General features: G+C 63.7%; 9 protein-coding genes and 1 CRISPR repeat array. Of the genes, 2 read left to right on the plus strand and 7 right to left on the minus strand.

Translation table 11 applies throughout. The features are described from left to right. Nucleotides 1-5: 5 nt before the first annotated feature. From cas7c to cas5c, 3 genes are read right to left on the minus strand one after another with little or no spacing between them, the layout of a single operon-like run. Complete coding sequence (cas7c, locus tag ORV05_RS22535) at nucleotides 6-893, minus strand: type I-C CRISPR-associated protein Cas7/Csd2 (protein ID WP_268754012.1); 888 nt, start codon at nucleotides 891-893, stop codon at nucleotides 6-8. Further along, the gene (gene cas8c, locus ORV05_RS22540) at nucleotides 890-2,653 is read right to left on the minus strand and encodes a type I-C CRISPR-associated protein Cas8c/Csd1 (protein ID WP_268754013.1); all 1,764 of its coding nucleotides are present in this window, start codon (nucleotides 2,651-2,653) and stop codon (nucleotides 890-892) included. Before cas8c ends, cas7c begins: the two co-directional genes overlap by 4 nt. Then, complete coding sequence (gene cas5c / locus ORV05_RS22545) at nucleotides 2,653-3,315, minus strand: type I-C CRISPR-associated protein Cas5c (protein WP_268754014.1); 663 nt, start codon at nucleotides 3,313-3,315, stop codon at nucleotides 2,653-2,655. Before cas5c ends, cas8c begins: the two co-directional genes overlap by 1 nt. A 431-nt stretch (nucleotides 3,316-3,746) precedes the next feature. Between cas5c and ORV05_RS22550 the strand changes: the two genes are divergently transcribed. Continuing rightward, nucleotides 3,747-4,046 (plus strand): hypothetical protein, encoded by a 300-nt coding sequence (locus ORV05_RS22550; protein ID WP_268754015.1) that lies wholly within the window; start codon nucleotides 3,747-3,749, stop codon nucleotides 4,044-4,046. 17 nt (nucleotides 4,047-4,063) lie between these two features. Here ORV05_RS22550 and cas3 read toward each other — a convergent pair whose 3' ends face one another. The 4 genes from cas3 to ORV05_RS22570 form a co-directional block, all read right to left on the minus strand. Further along, nucleotides 4,064-6,253 (minus strand): CRISPR-associated helicase Cas3', encoded by a 2,190-nt coding sequence (gene cas3 / locus ORV05_RS22555; protein ID WP_268754016.1) that lies wholly within the window; start codon nucleotides 6,251-6,253, stop codon nucleotides 4,064-4,066. Between the two features lie 399 nt (nucleotides 6,254-6,652). Further along, nucleotides 6,653-8,779: direct repeats of the CRISPR family, unit length 37 nt; unit sequence GTTGCGATCCTCGCTGGCTCCGGAGAGCCAGCGCTGC. 1,261 nt (nucleotides 8,780-10,040) lie between these two features. After that, nucleotides 10,041-10,523 (minus strand): hypothetical protein, encoded by a 483-nt coding sequence (locus ORV05_RS22560; protein WP_268754017.1) that lies wholly within the window; start codon nucleotides 10,521-10,523, stop codon nucleotides 10,041-10,043. A 1-nt stretch (nucleotide 10,524) separates the two neighbouring features. Beyond that, complete coding sequence (locus ORV05_RS22565) at nucleotides 10,525-11,067, minus strand: polymorphic toxin-type HINT domain-containing protein (RefSeq protein WP_268759862.1); 543 nt, start codon at nucleotides 11,065-11,067, stop codon at nucleotides 10,525-10,527. Continuing rightward, nucleotides 10,967-14,809 carry an RHS repeat domain-containing protein gene (locus ORV05_RS22570; protein ID WP_268754018.1) on the minus strand — a complete coding sequence of 1,281 codons (3,843 nt, stop codon included), beginning with the start codon at nucleotides 14,807-14,809 and terminating at the stop codon, nucleotides 10,967-10,969. The genes ORV05_RS22565 and ORV05_RS22570 overlap by 101 nt, the downstream gene beginning before the upstream one ends. Here ORV05_RS22570 and ORV05_RS22575 point away from each other — a divergent pair. Then, nucleotides 14,794-15,291, plus strand: a complete 498-nt coding sequence (locus tag ORV05_RS22575) for a tyrosine-type recombinase/integrase (RefSeq protein WP_268754019.1) — start codon at nucleotides 14,794-14,796, stop codon at nucleotides 15,289-15,291. The two genes, ORV05_RS22570 and ORV05_RS22575, sit on opposite strands and share 16 nt — an antisense overlap. Nucleotides 15,292-15,610 lie beyond the last annotated feature (319 nt).

Genomic DNA, 15,610 nt, shown 5'->3' on the forward strand with positions numbered 1-15,610 from the left:
TTCGCTCAGCTGATGAGTTTGGTGAGGGTTACTCCAGCGGGAAGCCCGTCGTCTTCGACTGAGACCACGTAGTCACTGAAGGAACGCGGAGGCTGCTCGCTGCCCGGCTGAGTCCTTTCGACGCTGACCCGTTCGGTCAGCTTGTGAGCAGGCGCAGCACCGAAAGCGTTGGGGTGACTGAACACGAACAGTCCTCGCGGAGTGAGACGGCCGCGCGTGGCGGACCGGTCGTGATCGAACATCATTTCAAGGCTGCGGTAGAGCAGTTCGAGGTCCTTGGTGTCGACACCGGTCTGCTGCCCTCGGTTCGCCGAGTAGTACAGCTCGACCTTGTACAGGCCGTAGGGGACAGTCCACTTGCCACCCATCTCCGTGGTCTCACCCTTGTCAATGTCATCCTGTTTGGTCTGGGTGACACGGGTGATGGCGTGGTCCATGGGGAACACCGGATCGATGCTACGGGCCATGCTTACCTGCAGGGGACCGCGCACCTGACCCAGCGCACCTGTCTTGCCTACCGAAAGGACCGCTCCGAACAGGCGGATGTCGGCGTAGTGGTCGCACAGCCAGGCGCGGGCCTGTCCGGCCTGCTCCGCAGTGATCTTGCTGCCCAGTTTGAGACCGGTCGCCTCGTACGAGGCCTCAAGGCGGGGGTTGAGAGCATACCCGGCCTGGACGAAGATCCCGTATCGCGGGTCATCGCCGGCCGCAAGCGCCATGGTGTCCCGAATCTTGCGCTTGAGCGCCACATCGGTGACGAGTCCCTGGCCTGACTCGTCATCGGTGCGCGGGCGGTTCCCCGCGTCGGGGTCCCCATTGGGGTTGCCGTCGGTGACGTCGAACAGGAACACCATGTCGTGGCGGACGGCCGGGTCCAGGTGCGGCGCGGTCATGCGGGGATCTCCTCAGTGGTGGGCTTGGCTTCGCCGAGCGCGGCGAAGCGATGTGCGCGTTGGTGGTGGTAGCCGAGCAGGAACAGGGACTGTTGTTTCAAGCTCGCCCGAGCCGGGATGGCCTCGGCGGGCAGCAATTCGAACAAGCTGTCCAGCGTCTTCTCGTGGTTGACCGCCGCTCCCCGACGGTTTCCGCGGAGCTTGCGGAGCCATGCCTTGGCGTCCTTGCGGCCGTTGACCAGAGCGGCGCGCGGGTTGGTGATGGCGCCAGCGAAGTAGCGGTCAGCGTAAGTGGTGTTCAACTTTCCGCCACTGGCGTCGTACTGCAGCGCTTCCAAGGCAGCGAAGATCCGGCCCGAAACATAGGCCGGGTCGGTGTTGTTCGGGTCGAGCCCGGGCATCACGTTCTCCTTCATCAGGGGGGATCGCATCAATGCCAGCCGAATGAGAGACGCCCGCGGAGTGTCGAGACGCCCATCGGTCTGCACGCGGTGCACCAGGTGCGCGAGCAATGATGGCGGCAGCGGAGTGCCTCGCATCGCCGCTCGAAGCAGGTCACGTTGCACGTTGTCGGGGCGGTCCGCACCCTTCGCGCCGATCGGCGCGTACCGCTTCTCCCTACGCAACCACCGACCAGTAACAAGGACGAACCTCTGGAGAGAATGATATTCGTTCTCTTGACGGAACAGCGGCGTCATCTGATGGTCGGCGAACCAGGCTACGATGTGCGCCCTCAGCTCCCCGAGGGGCATTTCCAGCCAGTCACGCACCATCACCCGGGCGACATTTCCTCCGACTGTGAGAGCGCAGAACATAGCTTCGTCCAGCTCGTCGTCCTCAAAACGCCCTCGGCGTGGAGAAGCCAGCAAGGCGTTGACGTCCTCCGGGGCCGCATCGAACACGGGCAGCATCGGGTTCGAGGGCACGTCTTCCGTTGTCCACCAAGCTAACCTGCTGTCCTGGCCACCATATGACGTGGAATACGAGGAACTCAAGACATGTCCCAGGCCAGCCGATACGGCTTCTCCGCAGGAGATACAGATCGGGGAACAGCCGAGCTGGGTTGTCAGGTCGTAGCCAAAGACTCGTTCGTTGATGCTGACGAGAGCAGCATCGTTGCTGGCACCTGGTACCAGGCGACCTGGCACCTTACCTGGCACGGTTTCCAGCAACGGCCGGATCTTTCCGCAGACAAGGCACAACCCCTGCCCGTTGCCACCCTTTCGCTGGGCGACTTCGCCAGACCAGAATGGCACCACAGACGGGGCACGGTATGCGGGGACACGGCCCCCGCTGTCATCGACCACAGTGATGAGCACGCCTTGCTTAGCAGTGCAGCTGTCATCTCTGGGCAGGGAAGTCAACCCTCCCGAACGGTAGAAGGCCGCTACGGCTTGGGCCACCGAGTCATCACGTCCCTCCGGGCTTTCGGCCCACCTGTAAATGAGGTCGACGAAGGCCTGATGACATTGCGCAACCCGCTCCGGCCTGGTGTCCGCATCCGACCACCCCAACACGTACTGCACGTCGTCAGCCGCCAGGTTGGGCGCGACGCCGACAGTCCGGACTGTCGCGGGGACGACATGATCGGCGCCACGCGGTTTGCCTTTGATGTCGTTTGTTAGCAGGGACTCCACTTGTGCACTAAGAAGCTTTCCCTGTTGGTCGATACGTAGCTCCCACTGGAACTGACGGCTGCGATGGAAAGGTTTGGCTTCAGGGTCGCGGCTGGCGTACTCGACAAGTCGCTGCAGCAGCATCAGGCGACCCCCGCACCCGGGATGCCCTGCACGGGCACATGCAGGACGCCGGCTTCCAGCCGCGCTGTGAACCAGGTGAACGACGGCGGCGTGGTCGAATGGTCCACCGAGTGCAGCATAATCCCCAAGTCCTCAGTTCGACGCAAGGTTTCCTTGTCGTCAGGTTCACCGAAAAACGCGGAGAACTCACGGGTACCGAGGTAGGGTTGGGAGAAGCAACTCCCCCGGCTCACCCGACGACGGAACTGGTCCCGGTAAGCCGCTTCGGGCTTGTTCGCATGCTTCTTCAGTTCGACGTGCGCATGAATCCGGTAGGCAACGTCCCGCAGGCAAACCGCGTTACGCTGGACTCGGTTCGCTGCGGTGTCGATGCGACGGCGCCCGCTCACCGCATCCGCGAGCGAGGCAAGGTCCGTTGTCTCGTTACGGCGAAGCGTGAACTGCTTGATCTCGTTGAGCACCTCGATGGCAAGAACTCGCCAACGGAATTCAGGCTTCCAGTAGATCGACTCCAGTAAACCGATCGCCGCGGACGGAGTCATCACCGGATACGACACCCGTTCCACCTTCAGCTCCGGCCGTGTGAACAACGCCGCCTCTCCCCAAACCTGCACCACGAGCGGGGGTGCTCCCGATGGGGAGCGAGGCAGATCCAAACTCACCACACTGTCTCCTTGTCGAGGTCACCCTCATCGATGCCCGAGTAGGCAGAGGTCTCGTTGGCCAGCTTTCTGCCCTCCGCTGCGACGGAGAGCAGAAAGCGCCTTCAAGGTGCCCAGCCCTACTCCAATGGCACAGACACGAAACGTTTCGATCCTCGCTGCCCCCAGAAGACCAGCGCCTGCGGCGAGCCCTTCCCGGACTCACGCAAGAAGACCATAGCAGGTTCGTTTCGTGTCTACTACCAATGGAGAGAGTGCAGGGCACCCCAGAAGCAAGCCCTTGCAGGAATGCCGCTAAGATCACTCCTCACTCGGAGCCGAGGTGAGCCTCTGCCAGTCATGGCTCGCCACGAAGGCACCCGGTGCACTGCCTGATCAGCACAAAGTCTGAGCGTTCTGGGGAAACCGCGCTGGAAAGGACCTTGTCGAGCATGAGCAACTCCCGAAGTTCGCATGCGGGGATCGATCTCCGCATGGCGCTTATCCTGTTTGCCTCTCTTGCCGTCGCGATAGCCGCTGGCGTACTCACCTTCATCGCCGGCACCCATTGGGCGCTCGCAGTCCTCTCGGGAGGAGGGTCTTTCGCGGCCACGTGTGTCTTCCTCGACTGGCTGATCGCGTCTACCACCGCTCAGATCCCAGCCCTGACTGAAAAGAGCCCGCGAGAATACCACATCACCAGTGACCAGCAGGTTTCCCATGTACCCGGACAGGAGAAGCGGCGAGGCTAACGGCTGAAGGTCCAAACTCACCACACTGTCTCCTTGCCAAGGTCACCCTCATCAATGCCCAACTGCGGGTCGTAGTCGCCGACCCACTCCCAGATGCTGCGGGAACCCGCAACCAATGGTCGGCACAATGCAGCGACTGCCGGGTCCTCGGCCACGACTCGTGGAATCGACACCGAATAGGTGCGCAGCTCACGGAAGGCATCGCGCAACGGGCCTTCCCCGGCGCGTACCTGTGCCATCAGCTCCAACACTCGCGCAGTCTCCCGGTAACCGGGCACCACTACGGTCACCTGGTCTTCGTCGATCATACGGAAGGCCAGTTTTCGATTGCGTTGCCCGGTTACTGCGTCCTTCTCCGGCCCCTCGGCCACGGCCAAGAAATCCAGCTTCCGACGACTTTCTTGGATCGTGGCACCACGCTCCGCCTGATCGACGTTAAGTCCCGCATACAGCGCTTGGTAGTACTCGGCTAACACCGTCGTGTCGTCGGGCGCTGCGCGCTCCGGCCCGAAGTAGGCCATGGTCTTTGCTACGCCAGCGCGATAGAAATTGGGAACAGGACAGTCGGCCGCGTCGAACACCACAACCCGGCCTCGTTCCTGCCGTTTCCCTTCGCGATTGGCTCGCCCGGCCGCCTGCTGGAGAGACTCGGCGGGAGCCAGCGCCCGAAACACGGTCGGAAAGTCTATGTCCACACCCGCCTCGATCAACTGGGTCGACACCAGAACCACAGGTTGATCGGCGTCAAGCAACGACTTAACCTTGCCAAGAACTTCCTGTCGATGGGCCGGGCACATGCGGGTCGACAGGTGGAAGACCTCAGCCTTCGCTCGCTGCTCGGCGACCAACCGGTACAGTCGCCGGGCGTGCGCCACGGTGTTGACCACGGCCAGTGCTTGCCGTTCGCCGACAATCTCGTCAGCGACCTGCTCCAGGCTGGGCTGAGGACTCAACCGCCACTCGTACCGGACCCGGCGAAAACGGTCGAAGAGGGTGACGGGATCGTCGACAAGCGGTCTTACGGGAAGACTTTTCCAAACCGACAGGTGCTCGAAGGCCGGTTGAGTCGCCGAGGCCAGCAAGACTGTTGTCTTGAAGTGCTGGGACAGCACTTTCAGCCCGTCAAGGATGGGCACCAGCAGCGCTATCGGAAGTGCTTGCACTTCATCCAGCACGATCACCGAGTTCGCCAGCCGATGGAGCTTCCGGGATCGCGCTGGCATACGACCGAACAGCGAGTCGAACAGCTGAACGGTCGTGGTCACGATGAACGGCGAGTCCCAGTTCTCGGCCGCCAACCGGAGCCGATTGCCATCGAGGTCGGTGTTGGAGTGATGTTCCAGGACCACGTCCTCACCCAGCAATCGCCGGTACACCCCAGCGTTCTGCTCCGTGATAGTGGTGAAGGGCACCGCCACGATCACCCTGGACTTACCGTGTACCGCGGCGTGACGCAAGGCGAACGCCGCGCTCGTCAGCGTCTTTCCCGAACCGGTAGGTGCCGGTAACCGATATACACCGGGCTCTCCCGCTGCGCGACGGACAACCGACTCGTACAGATCCGCTCGTATACTGTCTACCGGTGAGGGCTCCCTGTCATCGAGCATGGCAGCTCGGTTGGCCTCAAATCGTCGTACCAACTCGTTCATGGCAGACGGTGCGGCGACACGGGGGCCAGGAAGGTCGTCGAAATGCGCGCCTGTATCCAAGTGGTCAGCATCGACCAGGGCCGAGAACACCATCCGGATTCCCATATCGGCCAGGGAAGTATCTTCAAGCCAGGTTTCGGGGAACAGCTGTGGTCCCTGCCGGAGTTTGTGTGCCTCCGGCACAACCTCGAAGAACCGTTCGAGAACATCAGCGTCGGAAGGACCACGGCTCACCCGCTTGGTGTCCCTCACGCGGCCCAGGCCACCGTGATGCCCCAGGACCGCAAGAGCCGCTGCACCCACTCGTGGAAACAGCAGTTCAGCGCCCAGAGACTTGTGGTCTTCCCCCACGGCCTTGCCCGTGTCAGCGACCTCGACAAGCTTCTTCTGCCACGTGCACGAAGCCTTACCCGCATCATGCACGAGCCCCAAAGCGGCGGCGAGGTCTCCGAGCCCGAACGGGTCGGCAAACTGCCTGGCCAACTCGGCAGTAGCACGAACATGATCAGCCAATGGGTGCCATCGACCGCTGCGCCGGCTAGCACTGTGCGCCCACATCAAAACCCCTCACGTCGTCCCTCCCCGGGAAGGCAACGGCAAGCTACACCCGGCCACCGACAAAACTGAGCCACCACCGATCACCGTTCGTGCTACTTCTGACGCCTGGCGGGGGCGGATCGTTACAGCCCCTACGCGCGCGGGCCGGTCGGCAAATCTGGACCGGCCTCGTGACCGCAGCGGCATTGCCCCCAGCGCTGGCTCCCAAAGAGCCAGCGCTGGGGGCGTGAGCTGGTGCGGTCACGATCACGATGGCGGTGTGATCTTTGCTGGTGTCGGAAAGCCAACCCTGTCGCGGAGTCCTACCTTCTCGATCCACGGCGTATCGGTTTGCGATCCTCACTGGCGGAGAGCCAGCGCTGCTTTCGAGCAGTGCCACGACGACCCGGCGGTGCTGTCGTTGCGATCCTCGCTGGCTCCGGAGAGCCAGCGCTGCTACCGAAAACGGCGGCGCACAAACTCCTCACGCTCGTTGCGATCCTCGCTGGCTCCGGAGAGCCAGCGCTGCCCGGTAGATCCGCGGCGAGGGGGCATCGTCGAGCCAGTTGCGATCCTCGCTGGCTCCGGAGAGCCAGCGCTGCAATCCGCCGCCCACGGCGGCCCCGGGTGCGCTGACGTTGCGATCCTCGCTGGCTCCGGAGAGCCAGCGCTGCCGCCGAGATTGAGCGCGACGTTTTCAGTCACGGTGGTTGCGATCCTCGCTGGCTCCGGAGAGCCAGCGCTGCTAGGCGCAGTCAGTCATGCCCTCGAAGCGGGTGCCGGAGTTGCGATCCTCGCTGGCTCCGGAGAGCCAGCGCTGCCCCGCCGTCCATGAAAGCCGAGTAGAGCTCGGCCATGCGGTTGCGATCCTCGCTGGCTCCGGAGAGCCAGCGCTGCCAGGATGTCGCCGGTACCGCTGGTCAGCACGGCGGTTGCGATCCTCGCTGGCTCCGGAGAGCCAGCGCTGCGTCCTCGCCGTAGCGGGCCACATCCACCCCGAGCGTGTTGCGATCCTCGCTGGCTCCGGAGAGCCAGCGCTGCCCTCTCAGGTCAGGGGCCACGTCACGCCGCCGAGGGTTGCGATCCTCGCTGGCTCCGGAGAGCCAGCGCTGCAGCCAGCGGGGCGGCCCAGCAATCCAAGCACACACGGTTGCGATCCTCGCTGGCTCCGGAGAGCCAGCGCTGCTGGCAGGCCGGATCGTTGTGCTGCCGCTGGTCAACATGTTGCGATCCTCGCTGGCTCCGGAGAGCCAGCGCTGCCCGATCGAGCTGGGCGACTTCGAGGTCGGCGTGATGGAGTTGCGATCCTCGCTGGCTCCGGAGAGCCAGCGCTGCCCGTCGCTGGCTCGCCATCAGCCTCAAGCGCATGCGAGTTGCGATCCTCGCTGGCTCCGGAGAGCCAGCGCTGCATCACCGAACCAGACAGCACCCCAGCCAGCTGGGCGTTGCGATCCTCGCTGGCTCCGGAGAGCCAGCGCTGCGTGCGCTCGGCGATCTCGCTCCCGGCGCCGGATATCCAGTTGCGATCCTCGCTGGCTCCGGAGAGCCAGCGCTGCACCAAGCCATGCTTGCATCATCAAGTTGATCGCCACGGTTGCGATCCTCGCTGGCTCCGGAGAGCCAGCGCTGCCGCCCAGCTCAAGGTCGGTCGTGGGCGACGCCCTGAGTTGCGATCCTCGCTGGCTCCGGAGAGCCAGCGCTGCGTGCCGGCGATCCACAATTTCGAAACGATGGAGGAGGTTGCGATCCTCGCTGGCTCCGGAGAGCCAGCGCTGCGAAGGTGCCAGCTCCGACTAGCTGAGTTGACGGATGTTGCGATCCTCGCTGGCTCCGGAGAGCCAGCGCTGCGTCACCGTCGTCGGGGACGTGTTGCGCTGCCAAAAGTGTTGCGATCCTCGCTGGCTCCGGAGAGCCAGCGCTGCGCGGAAAACAACCCGGAGGGATTCCGTCTCGGTTGGGTTGTTGCGATCCTCGCTGGCTCCGGAGAGCCAGCGCTGCCCCGCCTCGACGGCCGCTTTCGTGCTCCCGACGTAGTTGCGATCCTCGCTGGCTCCGGAGAGCCAGCGCTGCCCCGGGGGCTTTTTCATGCCTGGAGGTACCCCCGTGTTGCGATCCTCGCTGGCTCCGGAGAGCCAGCGCTGCGCGGGTGTCCGTGCCCGTGATGGCGACATCCATGTAGGTTGCGATCCTCGCTGGCTCCGGAGAGCCAGCGCTGCGCGGCGCCCTGCGTCTTCATACCGAGCTCTGTGGAGTTGCGATCCTCGCTGGCTCCGGAGAGCCAGCGCTGCCTGGGAGGGCCCGCACCTGGTCGCCGGAGAGCCAGCGCTGCCGGCTACGCAACCTGGACCTACTGACCCACAACAGTTGCGATCCTCGCTGGCTCCGGAGAGCCAGCGCTGCCGGGATCAACGGCATCAGCGCGCGGGCGACCTGCCCGTTGCGATCCTCGCTGGCTCCGGAGAGCCAGCGCTGCCGTGATCTCGTCGGAGTAGGCAATGCCGGAGATACGGGTTGCGATCCTCGCTGGCTCCGGAGAGCCAGCGCTGCCCTGCATGACCAGGAAAGACCCGGCTGAGGGGATTCGAAGGATACAACCAATCTCATATCCCGAGATGACACGCCGTCCGCCAGTTCGGAACCTCCCGGCATGTCGGGCAACGCCTGGGGTTCCGAACCTGCCCGATCGCCGAAGCCCAGGACATGCCATAGCCGGATGCGCCAGAGGACGCCGGCCGCAGACGCACCCCCGTGAGCGCCCGAGCGGCACAACTCTTACGAGGCTCGCTCCGAGGTAGCTTGACACCTTGTCCATGAATCTGTCCATGAACTGCGGTCGACTCATGCCGCACGAGCGGTCTTCGATTCAACTGTCGCCACTCGTACCTGGCGGTTCTACTCCTGCAGTGTGATTTAGGACACTCATAATCCCTTGGCCGCGGGTTCGAGCCCCGCCCGGCCCACCCGGGTTGACCTGGGGAAACAGCTTTCCCGTGATCCTCGAAGTGGATCTTTGGGTGCGAGTCGCGATCCTGGGTGCACTCAAGGCAAGCAGAGTACCTCGTAGTCCCATCCAGCCGACGCGGCAAGCTCCGCTTCAGGTACGGAACGCTCAGCGACTTCCTCCAACACGGCTTTCTGAACCGCCCGGTTTCCAGATCAGGCCACCAGCCTGCTGGCGGGCCTCCTGGCAACTACCCGAACCACACCGGCCGACGACGAACTCCCGACGGGTCACAACATTGGACGATCACCTCCCGATCGTCTTGCCTGATCAGCGTCTTTAATTGTCCAGCTGGTTCACCCTCACCCAGCGAGCCATCGACCCCGACCCGGCATTTCACCGCGCTGCCCGTCCGGGGTTGGTGGCTCCGGTCCTGTGGGCGGCATAGCCGCCGCTGGTTTCGGCCCTATGGGCGGCGGCGCGACGGCCGGGAGTGGCTACGGCAGGCGTCGGGGCCGGTGGTTCGCTGCAGGCCGGCAATCGGCCGGTGTCGGCGCCGGTGAAAGCATGTGCCCATCCCGCCGGAACTTCACCTGGCGCGTCAGGCTGGAAACACTTTTACCCGCGACAGTCCCGCGAGCGCACGGCGCGCGATATCGTAACTTTCTGAGTTCTCCGGAACGAGCGTCGACATTTTCAGAAAGAACGCATCGCCGCCAGGCATCCTGCGCGACCGGCTCGGATCAACCGGGCGGTTCCGGAGTGGCTGCGCTACAAGCGTTTCGCCAAGAACACCGCCGCCCGCCTCGTCGCCCACTGTGCCCGCTCGCTCCCGCCCGAACTCGTCGAACTCGCCGGATGTTCGCCCTATTCAAATGCTGGCTTGAGCCACACCGAAGAGAGCTCGCCATCCCGCCGACCCAATAGGACACCTTCAGCAATCTCAAAAAGGTCAACGTCACGTCCGCGAGCCGCAGAGACTACAACCCAACCACTTTGCCGATCATACTCAGTAATCCAGGAGCCAACAGGGGTGATCGCTACAGATACACCCTCCGTATAATTAAGATCTGGATCGACAAGGACTATACTCGGCGCATATACCGGCGATACCACCTTAGCGTCGACCCACTGGCCCTTCGGATGAAGGCCCCATGCGAACAGAAGCTGCCTCGATGCTACGCCGAACTCCAATTGCAGAGTTCCGATAGAAAGACTGGATACGCCCGCGTCTCCGATGCGTTCGTGCAGGTCATATCGATTGGCGACGTTGAACCTAAAGCCGTATTCCGATTCCGAGTAGATGAGCGTCCCACGCACAGGAGCGCCGGGTTCGGGAAAGATCAGCATGTCATCCTCCCGATACGAAGTTGAAGTGAAGCATTGTGTTCGTCTCTGTATTAACCACAAGTTCCCAGGTTCCAGTCGATCCCCTAAAGGTACCAGGCGTATCCCATCGGAGCGCGCCAGGCACGCCGCCCGGATCGAGAACCGGCGTGCTTCCATCCATGACCTCTTGAATCGTCAATGGCGAGTTCATATAGGGGCGCGCCATCCGCCCATCTTTCAGGTAATCGCCAAGATGGTTAGCAACCGTCTGCGTCATCTTAATGTTCTCCGGGTCCACACTGGACGCCATCGCTGTGATGTCGCAACCCGGCCCGCCTGCATTGTGAACCAACACCGGCGTATTTCCTGCGATCACGTAATAGGTGTGAACAGTTTCGATGGTGAGGTTGTAGGTGCGGATTGTTGTCGCGTACCGATGCAGCGCCCGCACAGTGACATGACCATTACCCAAGGTGTCCAGCAGTTGCCCGGGGGCGAGGTCGGCGGCGGCGGCCCAGGCGTGGGTGGTGGCGTCCCAGAACAGGTGGTGAGCGGTTGAGGTGATCGCCTTGGGGCCGTCGGGCGTGTCGACGGTGACGTCGACGAAGTCTCGGTCGGTGTCGGTGATGTGGATGGCCGTGACTTTGTGGGCCTGCTCTTGGGCTGTCGGGCTCCGAGTTGGTTATCGTGTCGCCGACTTTAACCTGATCGATGCGTTTTGGCTCACCGTTGGCCATGAGCACGGGTGTGTCGCCGTTGAAGCTGTTCCTGGCGCAATTCGCGGCAGCATCCGCGGCGGCACTTTCCGCACGCTCACCCTCAAGGAATGCGTTGGCCCCTTCTATGGCTCCATCCACGACCACTTTTCCAGCGTTGAGTTCACCATAGACGGGAATCACCCAGCCAGCTGTGGTCACGATTCCATTGAGGCAGTCAACAAAGTTGAATTTGTTGATGCACGAATTTTGAATGTCCTCCACTCCGGACGCCTTATACAGAAAGTGTCCGACAGAGCCGAGGAAATTCATAAACCCGTTTCCGGCAGATTCTTCGGCCGAGGGGTTAAGGCCGACGAGTGGGTGTGGTTCCTCGTTCGCGCGCCGGAGAACTGCCTCCCTCTTGGCCTTTTCGACCCAATAGTCACCTGGCATGCTGTTAGTCCAGTTGACAAAGGAGTATGGGTTAGCAGCGATGCTGGACGCCCAGCTCCGGGCGATCCCGGCGTTGTATGCCCGGGCGTAGTCGGAGTCTCCCCCGATCCAGGCGGCATGGCCGTCAATCTGGACGATCAGGCCGCTGGGGTCGCTGAAGCTGAGGGGGTTGTCGGCACTGTAGGTGTAGCCGTTGCCGGTTTGCGGGTTGGAGAGGGTCAGCAGCGGGTCGACGGAGATGAACCGGCCGGTGGTGGGGTCATATTTCCGGGCGCCCACATCGGTCAGGCCGGTGTTGCCGTCTTGCGGTTTGTTGAGAAAGCCGTGCTGATCCGGCCAGGCGCTGAGGGTGGTTGTGCCATTGGCGGTGGTGGTAATGGTGCCCAGCGGGTTTCCGTAGGGGTCGAGGCTGCGCCGGGTGACCGAACCGGTCCCGGTGTCGACGGGAAATGCGTAGTCGACCTGCATGCTGCCGTGCGGATCACCGGCGAGGAAGGTGGGGTTCGCTCCCCCGACACGTTCGGCGATGGTCTGCCCGTTGATGGCGTAGAAACGGGTACCGATGATCGTCTGGCTCGTGTTGTTGTAGGTCAGTTCCTCCATCGGGAGGAACAGGGTGGTGGACCCAGGATCGTGGCGGACGAGTTGGTTGCCGTCGGCGTCGTAGACGTAGGAGGTAGCGCCGGCCGGGGTGGTGTCCGTCGCGAGATAGTTTTCGGCATCCCAGGTCAGAGTCTGGTTGCCTGCGGGCAGCGTACGGGTCAGGGTGTTGCCGACGGCGTCATAGGTGTAGCTGGTGCCGCTGTTCCCGGCGGGCCCGGTGGTCGCGGTCGAGGTCAGCGCGCTGGACTGCGCCGCCCCCGCCGCGGGATAGGTGTAAGTGGTGGTCGTGTCACCGCCAGTGGCACCGGGCAGGGCGTGCTGGGTCTGGGTAGTGCGCAGACCGGTGGCGTTGAAGGTCCAGGACAACCAGTACGGAGCCGTACCCCCGACATTGCTCGCACTGGGCGCACCCGCACAGTTGTCGGTCGCCGTCCAGGCCTGCGACAACCGGTCCAGCGCGCCGTAGCTGTAACACTGCGTCTGCGTGGGGCCGCCTGCCGCGCCCTGCACATCGACGCTACGGGTCGGGTTACCGACGGGGTCGTAGCTGTAGGTGATGTCGTCCAGTTGTGGCGTGGCGGTCTGGGCGGAGAAGTTGACGTGTGTCAACCGCCGTGTCTGGTCATCGAGGCTATAGGTGAGCGAGGAACCCGCACCGGGATCGCCCAATGTGTACTGGGCAGGTTCGTTGTAGGGGGTGTATCTGCTGGCCGCGACGTAGGCGTTGTAGCCATCGACAGCCGAAATGTTTCCCAGCGAGTCGTAGTGTGTGTTGACCCATTCACCGGGCAAGCCCCCGGCCGTTACGGGCAGGACCTGGGCGATACGACCGGCATCGATGAACGCAAACTTGGTGGTGTAGTTGCCGGCGAGCCCGGTCTCGGAAGCCGGCAACTGGACGGTTTGGCTGGTGGGGTTGCCCTGCCCGTCGTATGCCCCGTAACCGACGAGGTAGTTGCCTTGTGGCGTGTACCGGGTCGAAGAGGTCAGCTTGCCCTTCTGGATGGTGTCATACACCCAGGACGCGAGTTTGGTACCACTGGTGGAACCCGAGTATTCGGCGCTTTTGCGGCCGAGGTTGTCGTAGGTGTAAGCCAGTGTCTGGCCCCGCGCGTCGGTCGAGGTGCTCAGCTGCCCGGCGAGATCGTAGGTGTAGCTCGTGGTACCGGTGCCCGGGTCGGTCGCCTGGATCTTGCGTCCCAGCATGTCGTAGGTACTGGTCCAGACGTTGCCATCCGCGTCAGTGATCTTGTTGACCTGGCCGAGCGGGGTGTAGGCCTGCAGGGTCGCCTGATAGGTACCGCCGGTCACCACACTGCCGTTCACCGTGGGTTGCGCGGTGTAGTGGCGGGTTTCGGTGGTGTGGCCGCGGATGTCGGTGAGCGTGCTGGTCGTGACCCCGCCGGTGGGCGGGATGACGGTGGTGCGGTCTCCGCCGTAAACGGTCTTGGTGTGCCAAGTGAGAGTGAGGCCGTTGTAGGCGGCCGAGTCGATGGCACGCCCGGCCGCGTCGAAGGTGGTGATCGTGCGGCTGTTTACCGTTTGCGGGTCGACGGAGATCAGGGTGGTGGACGGGGCGCCGTCGGTGTTGTACCGGTCGTTGGAAGCGGTTAACCAACCGTGGGAGTCGTAGAAATTGTCGGACACCGCGCGTCCGCCGCCCTCGGCGGCGGTCTGGGTCTGCTTGAGCTGTCCCAGTGCGTCGTAGATCTTGACAGACGTGACGTAGGTGCTCATCGACGAGGTGCGCACCAGTGTGTTGGTGGTCACCGCTTCGGGGGCCGTCGCCGAGGCCGGATCGCTGGCCGCCATGGAATGCCCGGGTAACCAGACCGCGGTCAAGCGGCCGAGGGCGTCGTAGGTGGCGTCGGTGCGATGCGTGGCGATATCGATGGTGGAGGTGGTCAGGCCGCGGGCCGGATCGAGATTGACGGTCGCGGTCTGGTTGAGGGAGTTGGTGGTGACGGTTTGGGTGAGGTTGCCGCTGTCGGCCGGGGTGTAGGCCAGCGAGGTGGTGCGATTGAGCGCGTCGGTGACGGTCAGGGGTCGCCCGGAGGCGTCGAAGGTGCCGGTACCCGTGGTGGCGAAGGTGAGGGTTCCGTTGTTGTTCGCGGTGGCGCTGTCGGTCCGGGTCGCATCTCCCGCGCCCGTGACCGTGCCGAGGGTGGTCTGACCGTCGTAGAAGGTCCGTGCGTCGGTCAGGATCGGGGTGGGAGTGGTGCCTGGTGCGGGGCAGACCTGCTGGGAGGTGATGGTTTCGGACACCTTGTTCCGAATCCACGAGTTCAGGTTCTCCGCGTAGGACGTGCTGGTGCAGATGTCCGGCACGCCGTCGCCCGATTCGGTTTGCCGCACGACCCGGCCGACACTGTCGTAGACGGGAACGGTGGTCGCGGTGCGGACGCCACCGGCCGCCAGGTCGGTGAGGCTGCGCGTCTTACTCGGGGCGAGAATCGCAGCGATCAGCGGCGGAAGACCGGTGCGGCTCCGGGTCGGGTGTCGCGGTTGTCGCGACCACTGCGCCCTCCGCTGGGCGCGTGTCGACCTGGACAAAGGCATCCTCGAAGTCCGCAAGAGCTACACCACGCTGCGCGGCGTTGGCCGGGAAAAGGACACCAAGACCCACCAGATGCGGCGCATCGCTCTCGACACCGAGACCACCGTCCTACTCCGCGAGCACAAGAAGCGCTGCCAAGCCGTGTTCAAGGAACTCGACGTGGGACGAAGAGTCGTACGTCTTCACCGGCTCAGGCCGCAACGTCTTGAAGCCCTACCCACCGGACGCCGTGTCCAGCCGCTACAAGAAGATGGCAACCCGACTCGGCATCAACACCCACATACACGCGCTTCGCCACTTCTCGGCGACTGAGCTGCTCACGGCTGGAGTCGACCTGCGGACGGTCGCCGGTCGGCTCGGGCATGGCGGCGGTGGGGCTACGACTCTCCGCGTCTACGCTGCCTGGGGCGCCGCTGCCGATCAGAAGGCCGCCGAGATCCTCGGCTCTCGGATGCCGAAGCGGCAGGCCCACGGCTGACAACCTGGCGGGCCGGGGTCGCCCCCGATGCCGAGCGATCGGAGCGTCCTTCGGAACCCCAAGCGTGGGCCGAAACGCCGGGAGGTTCCGAAGTGACCAACGGCGTGTCATCCCGCAATCCGAGATCGGCGCTATCGTTTGCACCGAGCAACGGCCATTGCCCGAGCTCATCCAGGGCAGCGCTGGCTCGCCGGAGCCAGCGAGGATCGCAACCGTTTACCACAGTGCGGCGTACAGCGCCATCCGATCCGCTCTCCCCTGTGAACCACCTCATGAAGCGATCGGCGGACTGGGACAATCCGGCGGTTTCGCGGAGAGG

Source organism: Amycolatopsis cynarae (assembly GCF_026802195.1).
Lineage (GTDB): Bacteria > Actinomycetota > Actinomycetes > Mycobacteriales > Pseudonocardiaceae > Amycolatopsis_E > Amycolatopsis_E rhizosphaerae.